Origin of the sequence: Streptomyces sp. TSRI0107 (genome assembly GCF_001905845.1) — a bacterium.
Lineage (GTDB): Bacteria > Actinomycetota > Actinomycetes > Streptomycetales > Streptomycetaceae > Streptomyces.
Window position 1 is genome coordinate 707429 of record NZ_LIVZ01000007.1, and the last position, 23279, is coordinate 730707.

At 73.7% G+C, this 23279-nt stretch carries 24 protein-coding genes; 14 read left to right on the top strand and 10 right to left on the bottom strand.

All coding sequences use genetic code 11. The features are described from left to right. The first annotated feature begins 26 nt into the window (after window positions 1–26). Together AMK31_RS22495 and AMK31_RS22500 are read left to right on the top strand one after the other, a co-directional pair. Window positions 27–935: a pseudouridine-5'-phosphate glycosidase gene (locus tag AMK31_RS22495; protein WP_073942387.1), complete on the top strand. Its 909-nt coding sequence runs from the start codon at window positions 27–29 to the stop codon at window positions 933–935. Continuing rightward, entirely contained in the window at window positions 932–1936 is a 1005-nt protein-coding gene (locus tag AMK31_RS22500; protein ID WP_073942388.1) for a carbohydrate kinase family protein, read from the top strand. Before AMK31_RS22495 ends, AMK31_RS22500 begins: the two co-directional genes overlap by 4 nt. Window positions 1937–1985: 49 nt before the next feature. Here AMK31_RS22500 and AMK31_RS22505 read toward each other — a convergent pair whose 3' ends face one another. Continuing rightward, window positions 1986–2783 carry a methyltransferase domain-containing protein gene (locus AMK31_RS22505; RefSeq protein WP_073942389.1) on the bottom strand — a complete coding sequence of 266 codons (798 nt, stop codon included), beginning with the start codon at window positions 2781–2783 and terminating at the stop codon, window positions 1986–1988. Between the two features lie 193 nt (window positions 2784–2976). Here AMK31_RS22505 and AMK31_RS22510 point away from each other — a divergent pair, with 193 nt between their 5' ends. Next, window positions 2977–4104, top strand: a complete 1128-nt coding sequence (locus AMK31_RS22510) for a magnesium and cobalt transport protein CorA (protein WP_073942390.1) — start codon at window positions 2977–2979, stop codon at window positions 4102–4104. 79 nt (window positions 4105–4183) lie between these two features. Here AMK31_RS22510 and AMK31_RS22515 read toward each other — a convergent pair whose 3' ends face one another. Both AMK31_RS22515 and AMK31_RS22520 read right to left on the bottom strand, forming a co-directional pair. Further along, window positions 4184–4603, bottom strand: coding sequence for a CBS domain-containing protein (locus AMK31_RS22515; protein WP_073942391.1), 420 nt, complete (start codon window positions 4601–4603; stop codon window positions 4184–4186). A gap of 150 nt (window positions 4604–4753) precedes the next feature. Next, complete coding sequence (locus AMK31_RS22520) at window positions 4754–5395, bottom strand: uridine kinase (RefSeq protein WP_073942392.1); 642 nt, start codon at window positions 5393–5395, stop codon at window positions 4754–4756. 149 nt (window positions 5396–5544) lie between these two features. On the opposite strand from AMK31_RS22520, the gene AMK31_RS22525 reads away from it, so the two are divergent. From AMK31_RS22525 to AMK31_RS22535, 3 genes are all read left to right on the top strand, one after another. Next, window positions 5545–6261, top strand: a complete 717-nt coding sequence (locus AMK31_RS22525; RefSeq protein WP_073942393.1) for a DUF2293 domain-containing protein — start codon at window positions 5545–5547, stop codon at window positions 6259–6261. A 410-nt stretch (window positions 6262–6671) separates the two neighbouring features. Continuing rightward, on the top strand, window positions 6672–7151 hold the full coding sequence (locus AMK31_RS22530; RefSeq protein WP_073942394.1) for an anthrone oxygenase family protein: 480 nt from the start codon (window positions 6672–6674) through the stop codon (window positions 7149–7151). Between the two features lie 219 nt (window positions 7152–7370). Next, on the top strand, window positions 7371–8858 hold the full coding sequence (locus tag AMK31_RS22535) for a glutamate synthase subunit beta (RefSeq protein WP_073942395.1): 1488 nt from the start codon (window positions 7371–7373) through the stop codon (window positions 8856–8858). Window positions 8859–8928: 70 nt separating this feature from the next. Here AMK31_RS22535 and AMK31_RS22540 read toward each other — a convergent pair whose 3' ends face one another. Next, window positions 8929–9417, bottom strand: a complete 489-nt coding sequence (locus tag AMK31_RS22540; RefSeq protein ID WP_198948544.1) for a carboxymuconolactone decarboxylase family protein — start codon at window positions 9415–9417, stop codon at window positions 8929–8931. 107 nt (window positions 9418–9524) lie between these two features. Here AMK31_RS22540 and pdxR point away from each other — a divergent pair, with 107 nt between their 5' ends. Beyond that, window positions 9525–10961: a MocR-like pyridoxine biosynthesis transcription factor PdxR gene (pdxR, locus tag AMK31_RS22545; RefSeq protein WP_073942396.1), complete on the top strand. Its 1437-nt coding sequence runs from the start codon at window positions 9525–9527 to the stop codon at window positions 10959–10961. A gap of 147 nt (window positions 10962–11108) precedes the next feature. On the opposite strand, the gene AMK31_RS22550 is transcribed toward pdxR, so the two are convergent. Further along, window positions 11109–11384: a DUF397 domain-containing protein gene (locus tag AMK31_RS22550; protein WP_073942397.1), complete on the bottom strand. Its 276-nt coding sequence runs from the start codon at window positions 11382–11384 to the stop codon at window positions 11109–11111. Beyond that, on the bottom strand, window positions 11385–12245 hold the full coding sequence (locus AMK31_RS22555; protein ID WP_073942398.1) for a helix-turn-helix domain-containing protein: 861 nt from the start codon (window positions 12243–12245) through the stop codon (window positions 11385–11387). It abuts the gene before it with no gap. Between the two features lie 254 nt (window positions 12246–12499). On the opposite strand from AMK31_RS22555, the gene AMK31_RS22560 reads away from it, so the two are divergent. The 3 genes from AMK31_RS22560 to AMK31_RS22570 all read left to right on the top strand — a co-directional run bounded on the left by AMK31_RS22560 (window position 12500) and on the right by AMK31_RS22570 (window position 15734). Beyond that, complete coding sequence (locus tag AMK31_RS22560) at window positions 12500–13147, top strand: ATP-binding protein (protein WP_079186891.1); 648 nt, start codon at window positions 12500–12502, stop codon at window positions 13145–13147. Beyond that, window positions 13144–13572, top strand: a complete 429-nt coding sequence (locus AMK31_RS22565; protein ID WP_241842692.1) for a hypothetical protein — start codon at window positions 13144–13146, stop codon at window positions 13570–13572. Before AMK31_RS22560 ends, AMK31_RS22565 begins: the two co-directional genes overlap by 4 nt. A gap of 299 nt (window positions 13573–13871) precedes the next feature. Next, window positions 13872–15734 carry an ABC transporter ATP-binding protein gene (locus AMK31_RS22570; protein WP_073942444.1) on the top strand — a complete coding sequence of 621 codons (1863 nt, stop codon included), beginning with the start codon at window positions 13872–13874 and terminating at the stop codon, window positions 15732–15734. A 39-nt stretch (window positions 15735–15773) separates the two neighbouring features. On the opposite strand, the gene AMK31_RS22575 is transcribed toward AMK31_RS22570, so the two are convergent. After that, on the bottom strand, window positions 15774–15953 hold the full coding sequence (locus AMK31_RS22575) for a hypothetical protein (RefSeq protein WP_073942399.1): 180 nt from the start codon (window positions 15951–15953) through the stop codon (window positions 15774–15776). A gap of 155 nt (window positions 15954–16108) precedes the next feature. After that, window positions 16109–17476 carry an amidohydrolase gene (locus AMK31_RS22580; RefSeq protein ID WP_073942400.1) on the bottom strand — a complete coding sequence of 456 codons (1368 nt, stop codon included), beginning with the start codon at window positions 17474–17476 and terminating at the stop codon, window positions 16109–16111. 138 nt (window positions 17477–17614) lie between these two features. Between AMK31_RS22580 and AMK31_RS22585 the strand changes: the two genes are divergently transcribed. Further along, entirely contained in the window at window positions 17615–18553 is a 939-nt protein-coding gene (locus AMK31_RS22585) for an endonuclease/exonuclease/phosphatase family protein (RefSeq protein WP_073942401.1), read from the top strand. 285 nt (window positions 18554–18838) lie between these two features. Here AMK31_RS22585 and AMK31_RS22595 read toward each other — a convergent pair whose 3' ends face one another. After that, complete coding sequence (locus AMK31_RS22595; protein WP_073942402.1) at window positions 18839–20704, bottom strand: FUSC family protein; 1866 nt, start codon at window positions 20702–20704, stop codon at window positions 18839–18841. A 169-nt stretch (window positions 20705–20873) separates the two neighbouring features. Further along, the gene (locus tag AMK31_RS22600; protein WP_073942445.1) at window positions 20874–21665 is read right to left on the bottom strand and encodes a nucleotidyltransferase domain-containing protein; all 792 of its coding nucleotides are present in this window, start codon (window positions 21663–21665) and stop codon (window positions 20874–20876) included. Window positions 21666–21896: 231 nt separating this feature from the next. Here AMK31_RS22600 and AMK31_RS41060 point away from each other — a divergent pair, with 231 nt between their 5' ends. The 3 genes from AMK31_RS41060 to AMK31_RS22615 are packed head-to-tail and all read left to right on the top strand — an operon-like array spanning window position 21897 to window position 23222. Continuing rightward, window positions 21897–22250: a hypothetical protein gene (locus AMK31_RS41060; protein ID WP_198948537.1), complete on the top strand. Its 354-nt coding sequence runs from the start codon at window positions 21897–21899 to the stop codon at window positions 22248–22250. Window positions 22251–22299: 49 nt separating this feature from the next. Continuing rightward, a complete protein-coding gene (locus AMK31_RS22610; protein WP_073942403.1) occupies window positions 22300–22713 on the top strand; it encodes a RidA family protein in 414 nt (137 codons plus the stop codon). Next, window positions 22710–23222, top strand: a complete 513-nt coding sequence (locus AMK31_RS22615; protein WP_073942404.1) for a GNAT family N-acetyltransferase — start codon at window positions 22710–22712, stop codon at window positions 23220–23222. Before AMK31_RS22610 ends, AMK31_RS22615 begins: the two co-directional genes overlap by 4 nt. The last annotated feature ends 57 nt before the right edge of the window (window positions 23223–23279 follow it).

The window sequence follows — 23279 nt, forward strand, 5'->3', positions numbered from 1 at the left end:
AGGACCGACGGACAGGAGGCAGTCGTATGACGCTGGTGGTGTCGGAAGAGGTGCGGGAGGCGGTCGACGCGCGCCGACCGGTGGTGGCCCTGGAGTCCACGATCATCGCTCATGGACTGCCTCGCCCGCGCAATCTGCAGGTGGCGCTGGAGCTTGAGGAGGCGGTACGCCGGGAAGGGGCCGTCCCCGCGACGATCGCCGTCCTGGACGGGCGGCCGCACGTCGGCCTCGACAAGGAGCAGGTGGAGCGGATAGCCAACGAGGAGGGGATCCGCAAGCTGGGACACCGGGACCTGCCGCTCGCCGTGGCCCTCGGGGTGAGCGGGGCGACGACGGTGTCCGCGACGGCGCTGCTCGCGGCCCGGGCCGGTGTGCGGGTGTTCGCCACGGGCGGGCTCGGTGGCGTCCATCGGCAGTGGACGGTGACCCAGGACGAGTCGGCCGACCTGGGGCTGCTGGCCCGCACCCGGATCACGGTGGTGTGCGCGGGGGTCAAGTCGATCCTGGACGTACCGGCGACGCTGCAGCGGCTGGAGACCCTGGGCGTGGCGGTCGCCGGGTACGGCACGGACCGGTTCCCCGGCTTCTATCTCTCCGACTCCGGCCACCCGGTGGACTGGACGCTGGACAGCCCTGAGCAGGTGGCGCGGGTGATGCGGGCTCAGGACACGCTCGGCGCACCGGAGTCCGCGCTGATCGTGGCCAACCCGGTGCCGCGGGCGGAGCAGCTGGATCCCGAGCTGCACGCGCGCGTGCTGGCCGACGCGTTGCGCGCCTGCGAGGAGGAGGGCGTCAGCGGTCAGGCGGTCACGCCGTTCCTGCTGGACTACCTGGTGCGGCACACCGACGGCGCCTCCCTGAGCGCCAATCTCGCGGCGGTGCGGGGCAACGTACGCCTGGCGGGCCGGATCGCGGCGGCCTGGGCCAGGGCGTGAGCGGGGCGGGGGGAACGGCGGGGGCAGGGTCTCCCGGAGACGGCGCGCCGGACGACGCGCTGCCGGACGGCGCGCTGCTGGTCGTCGGCGATGTGATCACGGATGTCGTAGCCCGGCACAGCGGGCCGTTGGCGCCGGGCACGGACACGGCCGCAGCGGTCCGTACCGTGCCCGGCGGCGCGGGCGCCAATGTGGCCTGCTGGGCCGCGCGTTCCGGGAAGGCTCAGGTGCGGCTGCTCGGGCGGGTCGGGGCGGAGTCGGCCGCCTGGCACGAGCGGGAGCTGGCGGCCTGCGGGGTGCGTGCGCGGCTCGTCGTCGATCCCGAGGCGCCGACCGGCACGGTGATCTGCCTGGTCGACACGGGTGCGGCGGCCGAGCGGACGTTCCTCACCGACAGCGGGGCGTCACTGCGGCTCGACCCCGGCGACTGGTCGGACACGCTGCTCGACGGCGTCGTACGGCTGCATCTGTCGGGCTATCTGCTGTTCTCCGAAGCGAGCCGGGCACTGGTGGCGGTGGCCATGGCGGCGGCACGCGCGCGTGGCGTGCCGGTGAGCCTGGATCCGGCGTCGGCCGGCTTCCTGAAGGACCTGGGCGTGGACCGGTTCCTCACGCTCGTCGACGGGGTGGACGTCCTGCTGCCCAGCCGTGACGAGGCCTGCCTGCTCACCGGCCTGAGCGACGCGGCGGCCGCCGCGGCCGAGCTGAGCCGGCGCATCCCGCTGGTGGTGGTCAAGCAGGGTGCCGACGGCGCGCTGCTGGCCCGGTCCGGCGCCGTGACCGCTCATGTTCCCGCCGTACCGGTGACGCCCCGGGACACCACGGGCGCGGGGGACGCCTTCACGGGAGCGTTCCTCGCGGCCCTGCTGGCGGGCGCCCACCCCGAGGCGGCAGCGGAAGCGGGCTGCGCGGCGGGGGCTCGGGCGGTCGAGGGGGTGGGAGGCAGACCGCCGGGGGTGGACGTGCGGACTGTTCTGCAGGGGGCTGATCCCGATCCATAAGGGGCTGATCCCGGCGCCTCACACCTCACGCCTCACAACACCTCACGCCTCACTCCTTGCGCCGCCCCCACGCAGAGATCATCGGCGGGGCCGCCAGGTCCATCGCGCCGGCGGCGACGTTTCTGAGGTGGCGGTCGATGTCGTAGGCGCCGGCGAGGCCCTCGCGGATCAGCTCGTCGCGGATCTGATGGATCGTCGACGCCTCCAGCGAGGCGCACGCCGGTGAGGTGACGGGGAAGTACGCGTCGGCCTCGACGCGACGCAGACCGGCCGCGCGGAGCAGGCGCGGCAGGCCGCGGCCGTAGGCGAGGTCGGCGCCGCGATCGGCGAGGAGCTGGCGCAGCGCCTCCCGCATCCGGTTCGCCAGCTGCTGCTCGGGGCCGTACTCGTCGGGGCAGACCAGGGGCTGGAGGGCGAGGTCGACGTCCTCGACGAGCAGCCGGCCACCGGGGCGCAGGGCCTCGACCATCGCGCGCAGCGCCTTCGCGCAGTCGGGCACCTGGGCGAGCACCAGCCGGGCGTGGACGAGGTCGAACCCGTCCCCCGGCGGCCCGTCGACGCTCACGTCGTGGACGCGCACCTCGACCGGCGGGCGGGAGGGCGACGCGGCCCAGGAGGGGTCGGGGTCGGTCGCGAGTACCTTGCCGGTCGGACCGACGCGCTTGGCCAGCCAGGAGACGATGGTGGTACCGCCCGCGCCGACCTCCCAGCAGCGCCAGCCGGGCCCGACGCCGAGCGCCTCGAAGTGCCGGAACGTCGTGGGGTCGAACAGGGCGGCGAGGGCGGCGGAGCGCTCGGCCGACCCGGACTGCCGTTGATCGCGGAGATTCCCGTCGGTTAGCGTCATGCCGCGATCATCCCAGTTGCCCGACTTGCCGGGAGTGGTCGACGCTCCGACGGCACCGAAGTCCGGTTGTCCACAGGCGGGAACAAATCGGAACCCCCGCCGCCCACAGCCTTTCCCGCTGTTCTCGCCGTCCTGGCACACTGGCGCGACAGGCGCGGGAACGCGACGTGAGGATCCACGCGAGGAGATCCAGATGTCCATGGCAGGGAATCTGCGGAAGGTGACGAGCCTCGGCCGGGTCGGCGGCCTCCGCAAGGTGGCGGGGCTGGCGCGGCGACGCCGGCGTGTCGACCTGAGCCACCCGGCCCGCTCCCCGCTGGGCTCCTCCGTCGTGAATTGCGTGGCGTACGAGGAGGGTGCCCGGCTCCCGGTCGGCGGCGACCTGGTCGACGCGGTGGAGCGGGTCCGCAAGAGCGGTGACGGATTCGTCTGGCTCGGGCTGCACGAGCCGACGGTCCAGGAGTTCGCGGGTGTCGCCGAACTGTTCGACCTGCATCCGCTGGCCGTGGAGGACGCCATCGAGGCGCACCAGCGCCCGAAGGTGGAGCGGTACGGCGAGACGCTGTTCGCCGTGTTCAAGACGGTCTGCTACGTCGATCACGAGGAGCTGACGGCCACCAGCGAGGTGGTGGACACCGGCGAGATCATGGTGTTCGTCGGCCGGGACTTCGCGATCACGGTGCGGCACGGCCGGCACGGCTCGCTGGGCCCGCTGCGCGAGGAGCTGGAGTCCCGGCCGGGTCAGCTGGCCAAGGGCCCGTCGGCGGTGCTGCACGCGATCGCGGACAACGTCGTCGACGACTACCTCAACGTCATCGAAGCGGTCCAGGCGGACATCGACCAGGTCGAGACGGACGTCTTCGCGGAGAACGGCGCCCGTGCCGACCCGGGCCGTATCTACCAGCTCAAACGGGAGTTGCTGGAACTGAAGCGGGCGGTGGTCCCGCTCGGACGGCCGCTGCTCGATCTCGCCGCCCGGCCGATACGGGTGGTCGACCCGGAGATACAGGCGTACTTCCGTGACGTCTCCGACCACCAGCTGCGCGCCGCCGAGCAGATCGCCGCCTTCGACGAACTGCTGAACTCGATCCTCCAGGCCCACCTCGCCCAGGTCACGGTCGCCCAGAACGAGGACATGCGGAAGATCACGGCGTGGGCGGCGATCGTCGCCGTGCCGACGATGGTGTGCGGGGTCTACGGCATGAACTTCGACCACATGCCGGAGCTGCACTGGCGATACGGCTACGGCATGGTCATCGGGGTCATATCGGTGGCCTGTCTGGTGCTGTACCGGGGCTTCCGGCGCAACGGCTGGCTCTGAGGCGTGCCGCGGCGCACCGGCGCCGACGGGACGGATCGCGCGCCGGCGCCGGACGCGGCGGAGTCACCGGGACGGGTCGTCAGCCCCTGGCGTAGACCTGCTCGGCCCACTCCGCGATCTGGTTCTCCGGCAGGTTCCGGACCAGGTCGGCCTCGCTGATCATGCCGACGAGGCGCTTGTTCTCTATGACGGGCAGCCGGCGGATCCGGTGGTCCTCCATCTCCTGAAGCGCGTCCCTGATGTCGGCGTTCGCGTCGATCCAGCGCGGCGTGCCCTGGGCCATCTCGCCCGCGGTGACCTTGGACGGGTCGTGGCCCATCGCCACACAGCCGACGACGATGTCGCGGTCGGTGAGGATGCCGCACATCCGTTCGTTCTCGTCGCTGATGGGCAGGGCTCCGACGCCCAGTTCGCGCATCAGCTGGGCGGCGCGGTCCAGGGTCTCGTGCGCGGGGATCCACTGTGCGCCGCGGTGCATGATGTCTCCGGCAGTGGTCATGAAGTACCTCCCGATGCCGGACGGCCGGCGCGGCGCGGGGGGCACCGCTAGTCCCGGCGCCCTTAATTCTCGCCGTGCCCCACGGCACCCGCACCCGGAGTCAGGCCCTGGCCAGCGCCTGCCCGGCGGGGTGGCTGCGGGTGCGGGCGCTCAGCCCCGCCAAGCCGGTCGCCGGGGGTCGTCCGCGCGCACCAGGACGTCGGCGGTGCCGGCGGGGTCGGTCTCCTCGTCGTAGCGCTGGAAGGCGGGCAGCGTCCAGTGGTCGGCCTCGGGGGTACGGCGGCGCAGGGCACCCGGCGAGAGCAGGAGGTGAACGGTCAGGTCGAAGGGGAACCAGTGCCGCAGCAGAAGGGGGCCGTGCAGCAACAGCAGACCGTCGGGCGGGAGTTGGACGTAGGGGCTGCGGGTGGCGCGGTCGGTGACCGGGTCCCAGAGGTCGGGCAGGACGCGGCCGTCACCGCCGGGTTCGAGAGGGCCGAAGACCTCCCGCCACAGCGCTCCGGTGTCGAACCAGCCGTCGTAGTAGGCGTCCACGTCGCGGTGGCCGTGTTCGAGCCGGAGCGAGGCGGGGCGCAGGAAGCCTTCCGCGCCCACGACCAGGGAGGGTCTGCCGCGCAGGCGCAGCGCCTCGTGGACCCGCGCGGCGAGGTCTCCAGGCCGGGCCGCCGGGGCGCCGTCGAAGGCGATGCGCGGCCAGGGGCTGCCGTCGCCGGGCTTCAGGTCGAGCAGCCGCTCGGCCAGGAGATCGCCGAGCCGGTCCCAGGTGATCGCTTCGAGTCGCACATCGCCCATGATGCGTCAGCGGGCGGTCGGGACGAGTCCCGTTGGACGGCTCGGCGGGCGGCGGACGTCGGCGGCTGCTCGCCCGGGCCGTCCGTGGCCCGGGCGGGGCGGGCGGCGCGGCGGCGTAGCTCCCCGGACTCCGCGGGCATGAACTGGGTATGGCCGCTTCCCTGAGTCCCCTGAGTCCCCAGACCTTCCGGACGCCTGAGGGCCTTCTCGCCGTACAGCCGCTGAAGCGCAAGCGCTGTGCCGCGTGCCGCCGCGGGCCGCTGCCGCTGCTCGTCCTGGAGGAGGGGGTGCCGCGCTGTCTCGACTGTGCCGACCTCGGGCATCTGGTGTTCCTGCCGCGCGGCGACACGGCCCTGACCCGCCGGGCACGCGAGGAGAGCGGGCTGTCGGTGGTGGTCATACGGTTCAACCGGCGCAGGGGGCGCTACGAGCGGCAGGGCGTGCTGGTGGAGGCGGCGGGGCTGGCCCGGGCCGAGCAGCGGTGTCTGGCGGACGCGGAGGTGCGGCGCCGGCGGCGGATGCGGGACGCGCAGCGGCGGGCGGAGCAGGACGTGCGGTTCGCGGAGGCGTTCGCCGCGGAGATACGGCGGCTGTTCCCGGGCTGCCCGGCCGGGCGGGGGCGGGAGATTGCCGCGCACGCCTCGGTGCGGGGCAGCGGCCGGGTCGGCAGGAGTGCGGCGGGGCGGGCGTTGTCCGAGAGAGCGGTGATCTCGGCGGTCGTGGCCTCCGTACGGCACGTGGACACGCCGTACGACGACCTCCTGATGAGCGGGGTGCCCCGGCACGAGGCGCGGAGGCGGATCTCGGCGGCCGTGGAGAGCGTGCTGCGGAGCTGGCAGGACGCTGGGGCGGAGGCGGTCGGCTGAGGGGGAGCGCGGAAGCGGCCGGCTAGGGGGTGTCTTGCCGATCAGGCCGGATCAGGGAGCGGCGTCTGGTGCCGTGCATCGCAAGGCGGAGGAGGGAGCCGATGCGGCGCATCGGGGACCGACGACAACGCGGCGAGGCGCGGTGCCAGGCGCCGCGAGCCCGGCATGATCGGCGCGACGCCCCCTAGGGCAGGGGCGGAAGCGGTCGGCTGAGGGCAGGGGGCGGGTCCGGCGTCCGCGGCGGATCGGTGGGCGCGCTTGCCAGTGTGCGGAATCGCTGGACGCTCGCTTATGGGTGTGCGGCGCTCGGGCATGGCTCGGTGGCGCGGACGCGGCTTGACTGGGGGTGACGGCAGGGCGGGGCACGACAGCGGGTCGGGGCGCCGGCCGGACGGGGAGACGAGGGCGACATGATCGAGGGTCCGTATTTCGTGCTGACGGTGCTGGGGGTGCTCGGCACCGGCCTGGTGGCCGGGGTCTTCTGCGCCTTCTCCACCTTTGTGATGCGCGGTCTCGCCGCTCTGCCGCCCGCGCAGGGCGTCGCCGCGATGCAGGCGGTGAACGTGGCGGCGGTGCGGCCGGCCTTCATGAGCGTCTTCCTCGGGTCGGCGGTGCTGTGCGCGGTGATCGCGGTGGTGACGTTCGTGCTGTGGCCGGACGCGGGCACGGTGGAGCTGCTGGCCGGCAGCGCGCTGTACCTCATAGGTTCCTTCGGCGTCACGGTGGTCGCCAACGTGCCGCGCAACGAGGTACTGCGGCGGCTGGATCCGGGCACTCCGGAGGCCGCCGCGTACTGGGCGTCGTACGTGCGCCGGTGGACGGCGTGTAACCACGTCCGCACGGTCGCCTCGGCCGCCGCCGCCCTCGCGTACGTGCTCGCGCTGACCTGACGGCCCCGGCGGCCTGGAAGCACTCTCCGACCCCGCTCTCCCACCCCGCTCTCCGACCCCTCTGCGGACAGGGCGAACGGGACGTATCGTGGCCGGAAGAGTGCCGCCGAGGACGCACGGCCGTCGAGGGCACGCGCGAGGAACACACGAGGAACACGCGAGACCCGCGCCTGCCACATGGAACGTGGAACGCACGCCAGCAAGCGTAGGGAGACGGCCATGGCCGATCCCAAGGGATTCATGACCACGCCTCGCCGGGACTGGCCCCGCCGGCCCGTGGACGAGCGCGTGCGGGACTGGAACGAGGTGTACGTCCCGGGGGCGCTGCTGCCGATCATCAGCGAGCAGGCCGACCGCTGCATGGACTGCGGCGTCCCGTTCTGCCACCACGCCTGCCCGCTGGGCAATCTCATCCCCGAGTGGAACGACCTGGTCTCCCGGGAGGACTGGCGGGCGGCGGCGGACCGCCTGCACGCCACGAACAACTTCCCCGAGTTCACGGGCCGGTTGTGCCCGGCGCCGTGCGAGGCGGGCTGCGTGCTGGCCATCAACCAGCCGGCCGTGACGATCAAGAACGTGGAGTGCGCGATCGCCGACCGCGCCTGGGAGGAGGGGTGCGCCGCGCCCCGGCCCCCGGACCGGCTGTCCGGGCACACGGTCGCGGTGATCGGCTCGGGGCCCACCGGGCTCGCCGCGGCCCAGCAGCTGACCCGCGCGGGGCACACGGTCGCCGTCTACGAGCGGGACGACCGGCTCGGCGGGCTGATGCGGTACGGCATCCCCGAGTTCAAGATGGAGAAGCACCACCTTGAGCGGCGGCTGGAGCAGATGCGGGCCGAGGGGACGAAGTTCCGCACCTCGACGGAGGCCGGCCGGGACATCGACGCGGCGGAGCTGCGGTCGCGCCACGACGCCGTGGTGATCGCCACCGGCGCCACGGCGTGGCGGGAACTCCCGGTGCCGGGGCGCGAGTTGACCGGGGTGCACCAGGCCATGGAGTACCTGCCGCTGGCCAACCGGGTGTGCGAGGGGGACATCGCGGTGTCCCCGCTGTCCGCCGCAGGGAAGCACGTGGTGATCGTGGGCGGCGGGGACACCGGCGCGGACTGCCTGGGCACCGCGGTACGGGAAGGCGCCGCGTCCGTGACCCAGCTCGACATCTACGCCCAGCCGGGCACCGAGCGCGACGACGACACCGAGCCCTGGCCGACATACCCGCGGATCTACCGGCTGTCGGCCGCCCACGAGGAGGCGGGCGAGCTGCGTACGGCACCGGCGGCGGACGCGGACGCCCGGCTGTTCGCGGCGTCGACGCTGCGGTTCACCGGCGACGCGGCCGGGCATGTGCGCACGCTCCACCTCGTCGAGGTGGACGCGGAGCGCCGGCCGCTGCCCGGGTCCGGCCGCTCGCTCCCCGCCGACCTGGTGCTGCTCGCCCTCGGCTTCTCCGGGCCGGACCGCGCGGACGGGCTCATCGACCAGCTGGGCGTGGAACTCGAGCCGCGCGGCACGATCGCCCGGGACGGCGGCTTCGCGACCAACGTGCCCGGCGTGTTCGCCGCCGGGGACGCCGCGCGGGGCCAGTCGCTGATCGTGTGGGCCATCGCGGAGGGGCGGGCGGTGGCCGCGGCCGTCGACCGCTGTCTGACCGGCAGCTCCCGGCTGCCTGCGCCGATCGGGCCGTACGACCGGCCGATGAGTGTGTAGCCGGCCCGGCCGATGCGTGGGGGCGCCGGGGCGGGCCGGCCGATGAGCGGGGGGCCGCCCCGCTGCGGCTTCAGCGGCGGCGCTCGTCCGTGCCCGCGCGCTTGGCCGTGGCCAGGGCCACCCGGTTCCAGGTGTTGATCGCGAGGATGAGGGCCAGGACCTGGCCCAGTTCCTCCCCGTCGAAGTGGGCCGCGGCTTCGGCGTAGACGTCGTCCGGGACACCCTGGCCCGCCACCAGCGTCACGGCCTCCGTCAGGGCGAGAGCGGCCTGTTCCCGCTCGGTGAAGAAGTGCCGGGCCTCGCGCCACACGGCGACCATGTGCAGCCGTTCCTCGCTCTCGCCGGCCCGGCGGGCGTCGCTCGTGTGCATGTGGAGGCAGTACGCGCAGTGGTTGAGGTGCGAGGCGCGGATCTGGACGAGTTCGACGAGGGCCGGATCGAGCCCCGCGCGGGCGGCGGCGTCGAAGCCGACGAGCGCGCGGAAGGCCTTCGGGGCGGACCGCGCGAAGTCGAGGCGCGGCGTGTTCGTCGTCGTCGCGTTCCGAGCGTTGGTCGTCATCTCGTGCGGGCTCGTCATCTCGTGCGTGCTCGTCGTCATCTGCTGCGTGTTCGTCGTCATGTGCTTCAACCTACGAGCCATAAAGACCCTCTGTAGGGTGCACTTTCATGACGGATTCATGGGTCAATTCGGCGGAGCGGATCGGCGCCGACCTGCATCTGGAGCTGTCGGGGCCGGGCGGGCGGCGGGCCTCGCTGATCAGGGCGCTGCGCGAGGCGGTGCGCAGTGGGCGGCTGGCCCCCGGCACCCGGCTGCCGCCCTACCGTTCGCTCGCCGCCGACCTCGGGGTCGCCCGCAACACGGTCGCCGACGCGTACGCCGAGCTGGTCGCCGAGGGCTGGCTGACCGCACGGCAGGGCTCGGGCACCCGGGTGGCCGACCGCGCCGAACCCCTCAGGAGCACCGCGCGGGTCCCCAAAAAGGCACCACCGCGCGCGCGTGGCCCCCGGCACGACCTGCGCCAGGGCACCCCGGACGCGTCGGCGTTCCCGCGCGCGGCGTGGCTCGCGTCCTACCGCCGGGCCCTCCAGCAGGCGCCCAACGAGGTGTTCGGGCCGGGCGATCCCGCCGGACGCCGGGAACTGCGCGAGGCGCTGACCGAGTACCTGGCACGCGCGCGGGGGGTGCGCACCGAGCCGGACCGCATCGTCATCTGCTCGGGCTTCGCGCACGCGCTGCGCCTGCTGTTCCAGCAGAGCGGCCCCGGCGGCGCGCCCGTGCTGCGCGGCCCGCTGGCCGTCGAGGCGTACGGACTCGGCTTCCACCGCGACCTGCTGGCCTCCGCCGGCGTCCGCACGGTGCCGCTCCCCCTGGACGAGGACGGCGCCCGGGTCGACCGGCTGGGGCGCGAGCGGGGCGTGCTGCTCACCCCGGCGCACCAGTTCCCCACCGGCGGTCCCCTGCATCCCGCCCGGCGTGCCGCCGTCATCGACTGGGCACGCGCGCGTGGAGGGGTGGTTCTGGAGGACGACTACGACGGGGAGTTCCGCTACGACCGCAAGCCCGTCGGCGCCGTCCAGGGCCTCGACCCGGAGCGGGTGATCTACATCGGCTCGGTCAGCAAGAGCCTGTCGCCGGCGCTGCGGCTGGGCTGGATGGTCCTGCCGGAGCGGTACGTCGACGGCGTGCTCGCGGCCAAGGGCGAGCGGGAGGCGTGGGCGAGCGTGCTGGACCAGCTGAGCCTCGCCGACTTCGTCGCCGGGGGGTCGTACGACCGTCATGTACGGCGCATGCGGCAGCGGTACCGGAGCCGCCGGGACCGGCTCGTCGCGGCCCTCGCCGAGCAGGCGCCGCACATCGGGGTCACCGGGGTCGCGGCGGGCCTGCACGCCGTGCTGCGGCTGCCGCCCGGCACCGAACCGTCCGTCGTCAAGGCGGCCGCGTGGCAGGGCATCGCCCTGGACGGCCTGGCCGGGTTCCGGCACCCGTCGGCCGAGGCCGACGGGACGACGACGGACGGACTGGTGGTGGGGTACGCGACGCCCTCGGAGCACGCGTACGGGGCGGCGTTGGAGGCCCTGTGCGGCGTGCTCCCGCCGCCGTGACGACGGCAGGAGCGAACGACCGGACCACCGAAGAAGAGTCAGTTGGACGGAAAGCCGGAACGACAACCAAGGAAGGACGGGCGGAGAAGCATAGAGGTAAGCGACAGAAAGGGAATTAACAGATAATCAGCATCAAAATGGAGTGGTTCACGACAGCAGGAAGTCCGCCACCCCCGCCTTTGCTCCCTCGATGAACGCCGTCATCTCGTCGGTGGTGTAGATCAGCGCCGGCCCATCGGGGTCGGTCGACTGGCGGACGGCGATCCGGCCGTCGTCGAGCTTCATCGCCTCCAGGCAGTTGCCCCCGTTGCCGCCGCTCCACGGCTTGTGCCAGCCCTCGCTGCCCAACTCCCGCGCGGGCATGCCGTTGTAGATCCGCTCCGCGCGGACCCCCGGCTGGTGCTGGGACGTGATGCGATCCATTCACAGCTCCTTGCGGAGATCCCGCAGGATCTCCTTCGTGCGTTGTGCCGTGGCGGCCTGCGCCGCCATGCGGTCCATGACCTCCAGGTGGGTGGCCACCTCGGCGCGCGCGTCCAGGTAGACGGCGCCGGTCAGGTACTCGCTGTAGACCATGTCCGGCAGTTCGGGCATGGTGAATCGGAACAGCACGAAGGGCCCGTACGTGCCGGGGTGCGGTCCCGTGGAGAACGGGACGACCTGCAGCGTCACATGGGGCAGCTTCGTGGCCTCGAGCAGCTTGTCGATCTGCGCGCGCATCACCTCCGGACCGCCGACGGGGCGGCGCAGGGCGGTCTCGTCCATCACCATCCACAGCCGTGGCGCGTCCGGACGCGTGAGCAGTTCCTGACGCTGCATGCGCAGCGCGACGTGGCGCTCGATGTCCTCGGGCCGGGTCTGGCCGACGGCCCCGGAGGTCAGGACCCCGCGCGCGTACTCCTCGGTCTGCAGCAGTCCGGGCACGAAGTGGGGCTCGTAGCTGCGGATGAGGCCGGCCGCGCCCTCCAGGCTGACGTACATCGAGAACCAGCCGGGAAGGATGTCGTGGAAGCGCTGCCACCAGCCCGGCTTGTTGGCCTCCTCGGCCAGTTGCACGAACGCTTCGGCCTCGTCGTCGGGGACGCCGTAGGCCTTCAGGAGGAGTTGGAGGTACGGGATCTTGAGTGCGACCTCGGCGGTCTCCATGCGGCGTACGGTGGCGGGGGCGACGTGGAGGACGCGGGCGGCCTCCTCGCGCTTGAGACCCGCCCGTTCCCGCAGGTCCAGCAGGCGCCGGCCGAGGACGACCTGGCCGACCGTCGGCGCGGACCGCGGCTCGCTCACGCTCCACCTCCAGTCAAGGGTTTCCGTACAGCCCGGCGGCGCCATTCGAAGATCCATTCGAAGGCCCGATCCGGTCGATGTCGATCCTGAACGGGCTGAAATCAGCCACATCCGGACGGCTCAGGCCTTCGGCGATCCCAAGTGGCGCCGCGCGACGTGCTGTTGCGAGCAGTGTGCCATGGCCGTTCAGAGAGTCACACCGCACTCTGCAATTTTCATAGTGACCCTTGCCAAGTGTTCGCGCCGGGGAGATAGTGGCAAGCGTGATTCCGTCCGCGCCCTTAGGAACAGACGCGGCAGCCGGCCGCCCGTTCGGCCCCGGCGCCGCCACGGGAGCCGCCCCCACCGGGGTCGCTGCCGAGCGCCGGTTCCGCTTCGAGCTGGCCGCACACCCGGGCTCTCCCGCGCAGGCCAGACGCCTGACACGGGCCCGGCTGACCGGCTGGTCGGTGTGCGAGGACACCTGCGACTCGGCCGCCCTCGTGGTGTCCGAGCTGGTCACCAACGCCATCGTGCACACCGCGAGCGACGTCGTCGTCTGCGAGCTGCACGACGGCGCCGAACTGGTGCGCATAGCCGTGCGCGACCAGGGGTGCGCGCCGGGCGAGCTGTCCCCGTCCCCGCAGCGGCCGGACGAGGAGCACGGGAGGGGGTTGCTCCTCGTCGACGCCCTGAGCCACGCGTGGGGCGCCCAGGAGCACGGTCCCGGCCTGCTGGTGTGGGCCGAGCTGCCCCGCCAGGCCGAGGCGCCGCGCTCCGACCTCGGCTGGGGCGCCCGCCCCAAGCCGGGGCCGCAGGACGACGCCCCCGGCGAGGAGGACGAGGCGGAGGCGCGGGACCTGCCGGCGGGCGGCGGAGACGCACACGCCTTGGGCCTGGGACTCGACTGGGGAAGCGTGTGACCGCCCTGTCCAGCGGCAGGCAGGTGCGCAGCCTGGACACGCTGGTCCGGCTGGGGCGCGAGCCGCGTACGCGCGGCACGCCCCGTCGGCTGACCGTCCCCGACGGGATGACGGTCCCGCTCGGCTGCGACGCGGTCGCGGTGCCGGCGCGGTTCGGTCCCCAGGTGCTGACCCGGCTGCCGCGTGTGGGATGCGTGTACGCGGACGACACGCACTGGTGGTGGCTGGTCCCGTCCGACTCCGACTACGCCCTGGAGTGGCCCGCCCCCGCGCGGTACGCCACAGGCGCGGTCGCCCTTGACGCGCCACGCCTCATCCACCGCCCGGACGGCGAGGTTCCGTACACCCCGCCGATCCCGCTGTACCTCACCCTCTGCCGGCTCACGGACACGACCCCGACCTGGTCGCGCCCGGTCAGCGCCTGAAGGCCGGCTCCCGGCGCACGCCGATGCCGCGGGCCCCGGCCTCCGCCCGCTGCGAGCTCCCCGCCCGGTGCAAGTCCCCGGACCCCGGCGCACGTCCGCAGACCCTCGTCCAGCGCACGCCCGCGCACCCCCGCCCCGCCCCGCTGCGCCCTGCCTCACGGCATTCCGCGCCGGAATAGTGACCCTTCGTAGGGCGTCGGGGGAGGCGAACGGTGGGCGGAAAGCGTGACGAGGCGGCCGGGCAGGCGGAGCCGTCCGAATCGGAGCGGCTGCTGTTCGGCGGACCGTTGCGCTACGACATGGGCTGGAACCAGCACGCCGACGCCTTCCTGGAACTGTCCTTCCGCGCGATGGTCGTACGGCTGCCCGGCCTGCTGGCCTCCAGTCTGCGGCTGGCCCGGCGGGCCGACGGCCGGGCCGCGCGGACCGTGCTGAGCGCCGAGACCGGCCGGGGCGCGGCCCAGGCGGTGAGCCTGCTGGCGATGAACAGCGTGCTCGGCGACCTGATGGGCGGCGGCCCCATCGAGGACCGTCTGCGGAGCGCGGTCCCGGCACTGGTCACCATGGCCGTCGTACTCCTGGTCGCCGCCCTGCTGCGCGCCGCCTCGACGTACGCCACCGGCCGGCTGGAGCCCAAGGTCGAGCGGGTGGCGACCGAGCTGTATCTGGAGCGGGCCGCGTCCGTGGAACTGGCCGCGATCGAGGACCACGCCTTCCACAAGCTGCTGGACACCGCGCAGTACGGCGCCGACTCCGCCCGCCGGATGATCACGTACGGCACCCGCGTGGTGAACGCCATGATCTCCCTGATCGCGGCGGCCGGCGTGCTGACCGTCCTGCACCCCCTGCTGCTGCCCCTCCTCGTCACCATGACGCTGCCCAGCGCCTGGAGCGCGCTGACGAACGCCCGCCGCCGCTACGAGTCGTTCCACATCTGGGTGCAGCACGCCCGCGCGGGGCACCTGATCAGCGGTCTGCTCACGGAACCGGCCGCGGCCCCGGAGATCCGCGTGCACGGTGTCGGCCCCTTCCTGCTGCGCCACTTCCGGTCGATGTCGGAGGCGGCGGAGGCCGAGCAGGCCCGCCTCGCCCGGCTCGCCGCCCGGACCGGCCTGTTCGCGGCGGCCTGGACGGGCCTCGCCGCGGTCGCGACCTACGCGACGCTCGGCGGTCTGCTGCTGGTCGGCGCGATGTCGCTGTCGGTGGCCGGTACGGCCGTGATCGCGATCCGCACCGGCTCAGCGAGCCTGGACTCCCTGGTCCTGGAGGTGAACCTGCTGCACGAGGAGGCCCTGTTCGTGGGCGACCTGGAACGGCTGTACACGGAGGCCGCCGAACGGGCGATCCCGGTCGGCGGCGCGGCCCTGCCCGAGAACCCGCGCGAGATCCGCTTCGAGAACGTCACGTTCAGCTATCCGGGCGACTCCGCCCGCCCCGCCCTCGACGACGTCACCCTCACCCTGCCGCTCGGCCGGATCATCGCCCTGGTCGGCGAGAACGGCTCCGGCAAGACGACCCTGGTGAAGCTGCTCGCCGGGCTGTACACCCCGGACCGGGGCCGGATCCTGTGGGACGGGGTGGACGCGGCGACCGCGGACCGGCACCGGCTGGCGGAGCGGATCGCGATGGTCGCCCAGGACTTCAAGCGCTGGCCGTTCACCGCGCGGGTGAACGTCGCGCTGGGCCGTCCGTCCGCACCGGTGACGGACGAGCGGCTCACGGCCGCGATCGGCGAGGCCGGCGCCGAGGAGGTGGTCGCGGATCTGCCGCGCGGTCTGGACACCCTGCTGGCCCGTGAGTTCAGCGGCGGGCACGAACTGTCGGGCGGTCAGTGGCAGCGGCTGGGCATCGCCCGCGCCGCGTACCGGCGCGGCGGCATCCTGATCGTGGACGAACCGACGGCGGCCCTGGACGCCCGAGCCGAACTGGAGGTCTTCGAAAAGATCCGCGCGCTGGCCGGGACCGGGCAGACGGTCGTCCTCATCACGCACCGGCTGGCGTCCGTCCGCCACGCGGACCTGGTGCACGTCCTGGAACAGGGCCGGCTGGTGGAGTCCGGCGCACCGGACGAGCTGCTGGCCGGCGGCGGTGTCTACGCGGAGCTGTACGGGCTCCAGGCCGAGCAGTTCTCCGCGCGCGTGCCCGCCCCGAAGGCGGGCTGATCCCGCCGGTCACAGGAGGACCGCACAGGTCCGCTCGGGTCAGGCGGCCGCCTCGGTGACCGCTTCGCGGACGATCACCAGGAACGTGTCCGTCGCGAGGTCCATGACGACCTCCGCCGGCTGGCCCTCCAGACGCCGCGCGTGCGCGAACTCCTCGGCCGGCCACGATCCGCGCGGACCGCCGGCGGGAAAGCGCTCGAGCACTGTTCGCCCGTTCACCCTGCACCTCCAGAAAGCGACGTACGTGTACGAGTTAACGCCTCCAGGAGGTCAAACGCCTCGCTCGGTGACGGGACTGAGACGTAGTTGGCACCCGTTCACCCCAAAGTGTGAGCCGCGTCTCGGTGAACTCCCGGTTTCGATTACCTGACGTATCACTCGGCGTCGTACCGCTGGACGCGCCGCCCGTGCCCCCGGTCGAGGAGGGCCGGCAGGCGCTTCCCCAACTCCCGGACGGTGGACGCCACGTCGAGGGTGAGCAGCTCGCGGTCGCGCATCAGGACACGGCCGTCGACGATCGTGGTGCGGACGTCGGAGGCGCGGGCACTGTGCACCAGGGTCGCGGCGAGGTCGTGGACGGGCTGGGTGTGCGGGCCGGTCAGGTCGACGAGGACGATGTCCGCGCGGTGCCCCGCTGCCAGGGAGCCGACGACCCCGTCGAGGCCCACCGCGCGGGCGCTCTGCAGTGTGGCGTGGTGGAGCGCCTGACGGGAGGTCATCCAGCGGGGGTCGCCCTCGGCCGACTTCTGGACCAGGGCGGTGAGCGCCATCGACTCCCAGACGTCGAGGGAGTTGTTGGAGGCCGCGCCGTCCGTGGCGAGCCCGACGGGGACGCCGGCCGCGCGCAGGGCCCGTACCGGCGTGGTGGTGGGCCAGGCGAATTTCAGGTACCCGCGCGGTGCGCTCGCCACCGCGACCCGCCCGCCGGCCCGCTCCAGGACGGGCAGGTCGCGTTCGACGACACCGGTGCCGTGCGCGATCAGCACATCGGTGCCGAGGATGCCGGTGCGCTCCAGGACCTCGATCGGGGTGACGCCGTGCCGGGCGAGGCCGGCGGCGGTCTGGTCGCGGTTCTCGGCGGCGTGCAGGTGCACCGGCAGGCCGTGCTCACGGGCCAGCTCGGCGGTGGCAGCGAGGTCGGCGTCGTCGACCGTGTACGGGGCGTGCGGGGCGAGGGCGGTGGTGATACGGCCGCCGGCGCCGCCCCGGTGCCGCAGTGCGAACTCCAGTGAGCGCTCGCGCCCTTCGGGCCCCTGGGACGAGAAGAACGCCTGGCCCAGATGGGCGCGGATGCCGCATTCCTCGACGACCGCGGCGACCGCGTCCATGGCGAAGTAGTGGTCGGCGAAGCAGGTGACGCCGCCCCGGATCATCTCGGCGCACGCCAGCCGCGCACCCCACTCGACGTCCCGCGCGGTGAGGTTGCTCTCGACGGGCCAGATCACGTCGTCGAACCAGGCCTCGGTGGGCAGGTCCTCGGCGATCCCGCGCAGCGCGACCATCGGGGCGTGTGTGTGGCAGTTGATCAGGCCGGGCAGGGCGGCCTGTCCGCGCGCGTCGATCCGCTCGGCGGCGGGCAGCCCCACGACGTCGGCGGCCGCGGTGACGGACTCGATCAGCCCGTCGCGTACGACGATCGCGGCGTCGTCCCGGAAGGCGACCTGATCGTGGTCGTCCCGGCCTTCGACATGCACGAGAGCGGTGCATCCCGTGATGATGAGGTCGGCGGGAGAAGTCGTCATCACGCCAACGTACGGCGGGGCGGTACCGCGATGTGAGCGGAACCGCGCATCCGGCCCCCGGCCCTGTCGCGAAGCGGCCGGGGACCGCACCCTGGCCTCACCACGCCCCGCCACCAGGCTCTGCGAAAGGGGCCCGGAATGCTTGTAGGCACCTGGAATCTGGAGAACCTCTACCGGCCCGGCGGGCTGTTCGGCCCGAAGGACCAGGCCGGGTACGAGACCAAGCTGGCCTCCCTCGCCGCCGTGATCACCGAGCTGGATCCGGACCTGCTGGGACTGCAGGAGATCGGCGAGCCGGTGGCGCTGACCGACCTGGTCGGCATGCTGGACGGCGACTGGCACACCGCGGTCTCCACGCATCCCGACGCCCGGGGCATCCGCGTCGGGTTCCTCAGCCGTACGCCACTGCGCGTCCTGGCCGACACGACGGCGTTCCCGGACCCGGTGCGGTCGGTGCAGACCGACGACGCGGGGCACACCACGACCCAGGCGGGGCGGGGCGTGCTGGCCGTGGAGACGGCCGGCATGAGTGTCGCGGTCGCGCATCTGAAGTCGAAGCTGCTGACCTACCCGGGCAATCGTTTCAGCCCGAACGACGAGGGCGAACGCGCCCGCTACGGCGCCTACGCCCTCTACCGCCGGGCCGCCGAGGCGACGGCGCTGCGCGCGCTGGCCGATGTGCTGCTGGCCGGTGACGGCCGGGAGCGGGACGTGGCGGTGCTGGGCGACCTGAACGACGAGGTGCAGGCGGCGACCACGCAGATCGTGCTCGGCCCGCCCGGATCGGAGATCGGCACGGGCGGGTTCTCCCGGGAGGACAAGGGCGACGCGTTCCGGCTGTGGAACATCGCCCCGCGCATACCGGACGAGCAGCGCTACTCGCGTGTGCACTCCGGGCGCCGCGAGCTGATCGACCACATACTGCTCAGCCATCGCCTGGTGCACCGGATCTCCGCCGCGGGCACCGGGCTGCCCGGCGAGGAGGCGCCACGGCTGCCCTCGGTCGGCGCGGACCCGGTCGAGCGGCGGGACGCCCCGGGCTCGGACCACGCGCCGGTGTGGGTGCGGATCGGCTAGCGCGGGCGGCCGTCCGCTCCCCGCAGGCCCCCCGGTCCGGACGAAGGGTCTCCACGGCGTCGTGCTGCGCCCCTGGAACGCCACTGGGCGGCAAAGCGGCTAGGCCCTGTCGTTTGGATCATCCCGGCGTCGCAGGGTCTGGCACGCACATCTGCCGCGTTGTCGTCAGTCGCCGACGCGCCGCGTCGACTCCCTCCTCCGCCTTGCAGCTGCACGCACCAGACCCCGCTCGACTCGGCCAGGACGCACCGTCCCTCACAGCCGGGCTGATCCAAACGACAGAGCCTAGACGGCCAACGGGAGACGTGCCGCCCGTAGCCCGCCGCGCTCCGCGGCGAGGACGCCCAGCACCCCGAGCGCGTCGGTCTCCGCGGCCTCGGCGAGGAGGCGGTCGAGCCGGCCGATGTGCCGGGGCGTGAGCCGCCCGGTGTCGTCGAGGTGCACGGCACACGCGGTGGTCGTGTCCACGAGCCGTTCGAGGACGGCTACGACCTTGTCCGCGCCTCGCGTGTGCCGGGCCAGCGCGGGCAGTTCCGCCGCGGCCACGGCGATGGCCGTACGGGCCTCGGCGAGCGCGCGGTAGGCCTCTCGGCGCAGCACCCACCGCGCGGGGCGGTCGTCGGACCCGCCGAGCACGTGCGCGAGATAGGCGTGCGCGGCCCCGCCCGCCACCGCCAGCCGGGCCCGCACCGTGCCGCCCCGCTCCCCCGGCATCGGCAGATGCCCGACGATCAGTACGATCGCGCAGGCCAGCAGCGTCTCACCGATCCGGCTCGCGGAGGCCTGCGGCTCCCCGCCGACCATCACCAGGGCGAGCACCAGCACCGTCACTACGGCGGTCTGCGCGGCGAAGTGCCGGGTGGCGACCGGGATCAAAGCCCCGCTGACCGCGACGACCGCCACGAGCCCCGCCGGCTGCGGCAGCACGGCGGCGAGCCCGGCGAACACCAGCGCCCCCAGGACGGTGCCCACGGCCCGGCACAGCACCCGCGACACGAGCGGCCCCAGGTCGGGCTTGACGAGGAAGACCGCGGTGGCGGGCAGCCAGTACCAGTGGGTGTGGTGCAGCGCCTGGGCGATGGCGCCGGCGGCGCCGAAGGACAGGGCCACCCGCACCCCGTACTCCCGCCCGCCGGCCCCGAACGCGGCGCGCAGCAGCTGCCGCGCGGTCCGCCGCCGGGTGTGCAGCGCGCCGCCCTCGCCCCGGTCGAAGGCCTCCGCCGCGCGCAGCAGCGCGTCGTCCAGGGCCCGCAGGGCGGGCGCGGAGCGCGAGGGCGCGGGCAGCGGCCCGGTGTGCGTGTTGCGGCGCACGGCCGCGGCGAGCCGCCGGGGCGCCTGCGCGGCCCGCGCGGAGACCGGCTCCCCCGCCCAGGCGAGCGCCGTGGCGGCCTCGGCGAGGGGCAGCGCGGCGGCGTACTGCGCGTGCAGCCGCCGCTCGGCCGCGGACCCCGCGTAGCGGCGCAGCCGGGGCCCGGTCAGGGCGTCCTGTGCGTGATCGAGAGCGGCGGTGAGCGCGGCCCGGCGGGTCGTGGCGTGCGGGCCGCCGACGGCGTCGAGCAGGTCGGCGACGGCGTCGTACACGCCCGCCACGGCGGCCCGCTCCCCGTCGAACCGGAAGTCCCCGGCCAGCGCGCCGGGCGTCGGCACGGCCAGCCGCAGTGCCAGCAGCCATCCGGCGCCGCACAGGAACGCGAGTCCGCGCAGCCACCCCGGCTCGGGGAGCGGCATGCCCGCCCCCACGACGCAGGCGACCAGCACCTGTGTCCCTGCCGCCGAGGCGACCGGGCCCACCGCGCTCACGCACCCGGCGAGCAGCCCCAGTGCCGTGAGCAGCACCGTCAGCGCGACGGGCCCGCCGTGCTCCCCCGCGTACGCCCCCACGACCAGCCCGGCCGCGCCTGCCGCCGCCGGAACGCCCAGCCGCCGCACCGCCGCGCGGCGGCTTCCCGGCCGGTCGTTGATCCCCGCGAGCATCGCCGCGATCGCCGCCACGACGCCGACCGAGGCCCGCCCCGCCGCCACGGACACCGCCAGCAGCGGCCCCGCGGCCGACACGCCGCGGACCACCGCGGCCCACGGCACGGGACCCCGCTGCGCCCGCAGCGCATGGGTGAACCAGAGGGGCAGTGCGGGTACGACACGTCGCGACACGGGGCTCCTGTCGACACGAGGGCGGGGTGTGCCTGCGGGCGACGGCGGCCGGGCGGTGTGTACCACCCACGGTAAGTGGGGTTGTCGGCGGATATGGGACGGGCGTGTTTCGGCCGTGTGACGGTTGGCCGGGGGTGTCAGCCGGTCCGCGCGTCAGCCGGCCCGCCCGTCAGCCGGTCCGCTCGGCCCCCTCCGGAGCGACCCGCGCGAACAGCCGCTCGACGCGGGCGATCGCCTGGCCGAGGGCGTGCGCGTCGCGTGCCGCGAACAGTGACGCGATGATCTCGTCCATCTCCCGCAGCCCCGCCCGTTCCAGCAGCCGCTTCTCGTTGGTCACCCACTCTCCCCTGGCCGCCAGTACGGCGTGGCTCGCCTGGGTCGCGGCGACGGCCAGGGCGCCGGCGAGTTCGGTACGGCGGTCGGCGGGAACGTGGTTGGCCTTGGCGTAGCCGAGGGTCGCGCGCGCGGTGTCGTACCAGCGGTCGGCGGCGGAGCGGCGGAGCTCGTCCGGGTAGCGCTCGGGACGCGGCAGCGTGCCGCGCAGGGTCCGGTTGACGGCCAGTTCGGCGACGACCAGGTAGCTGGGGATGCCGGCGAGGTGGAAGAGCAGCGGCTCCACGCGGAACCTGCCCGCCTCCGCCTCCGCCAGCTCGTGCTCGATCACGTCGAGATCGCGGTAGTGCACGTCCACGCGCCGGCCGTCGATCGTCAGCCACGCGCCCCCGTTGAACACGCCGCCGCCCCAGCCGCCGATCTCCGACACCTCGCCCTCCCAGCCGAGCGCGCGCAGGTCGGCGGGGTCGAAGGAGCCTCGGTAGTAGATGCCGAGGTCCCAGTCGCTGTCCGCGCGGTGGGTGTCCTGGGCGCGGGAGCCGCCCAGGGAGACGGCTTCGACCGTGGGGAGGGCGGCGAGAGCGTCGGCGACGGTGTCGAGGAAGGCCGAGTCGGTGAGGGCGGGCATCGGCGGCTCCGGACGGTCGTACGGCCAGTGGGACGGGGCGGCGAGCGCATCGGGCGGCCACACGAGAAAGCCCGTGTCCGCGCGGGTCGCAGATTATGCGGGCCCGGGCCGTCCCGCACCGGTTTTTCCCCCACGTCAGCCTTCCGCCGTCACTCCGCGTCTGCGGTTGTCAGTGGCGCGCGCTATCAATGAATCGTCACGGGGTGTGATGATTACGGGGGAACGGCGATGATGACGCAGGGCAGGGCCGGCAACAGCCGCCGGCAAGAACCGCAGCCGGTACTGACGCACTGGTCCACGGCTCGGCTGAGGGCGCGCGGCTGGACCGCCACCATGGTGCGCCAACTCCTCGGCGAACCAGACCTGCTGCGCCCGCATCCGCTCTTCCGCACCGCCCGGCAGATCCGCCTCTATCGTGTGGAGCGGGTCCTGGAGGCCGAGCGCGGCGCCGAGTTCCGGGCCCTCGCGGCCGCCGCCGCGCGACGCGGTGCCGCGGCACGGACCGCCGCGCTGCGCAGGCGGCGGGTAAATCCGGGTGCGGGCCCGCCCTCCGGCCCAGATGATCGACTGAACCGGCCCGATTGACCCACTGATCGTCGGCCGGATGCCCGTCATCGACAGCTCAGGAGCGCTCATGATCCGGCGCGTCACCGTGCCCACCCTGTTCCCGCCCCCGACCTACTCCCACGCCTCCGTGGTCGAGGCCGGCACGAAACTGGCGTTTCTCGCCGGGGCCGTTCCGCTCGACGCCGAGGGGAAACTGGTCGGGGAGGGCGATCCGGTCCGGCAGGCACGGCAGGTGATCGCCAATCTGGAAGAGCAACTACGCGCGGTCGGCAGCGACTTGGCACACGTCGTGGCGACCGACGTGTACGTGGTGAGCGGTGAGACCGCGGCGCTCTCCGCGGTGTGGGATGTGGTCGAGGCGTCCGGGCTCAGCACCGGCCCGCATTCGTCGACCCTGATCGGCGTGGCCTGCCTCGGCTACACGGGACAGCTCGTGGAGATAACGGCCACCGCCGTCGTCCCCGAGGAAAGCCACCCGTGACGGCGGCACCCGCGCTGCGCCGGGCGGCTCCTTCCGACGCCCGCCCCGCCGCCGACGTGTGGCTGCGGTCCTTCGCCGCCGCGCTGCCGGGCGTCGTACGCGCGCACTCGGACGACGAGGTCCGCGACTGGTTCCGGCATGTCGTCGTGCCGCGCCACGAGACCTGGGTCGCCGAGGCGGCGGACGGGACGGGGCTGGCCGGGGTCATGGTGCTGGACGAGGCGGAGCTGTCGCAGCTGTACCTCGCTCCCGACTGGCGGGGACGAGGACTCGGCGACCGGTTCGTCGCACTGGCCAAGAAGCGCCGGCCCGACGGCCTCGGCCTGTGGACCTTCCAGGTCAACACGCCCGCCCACCGGTTCTACGAGCGTCATGGCTTCGTCGCCGTCGAGTGGACGGACGGCAGCGCGAACGAGGAACGGGAACCGGACGTGCGCTACGTCTGGCGGCCGGACCAGCCGCCCGGCGGCGCCGCCCACAGCCGAACTGATCCGAACGACACGCCCTAGCTGTATTGATCACGAGCGTTGTTGACACTCGTCAGTGCTTGATCATGGCGAAGACCT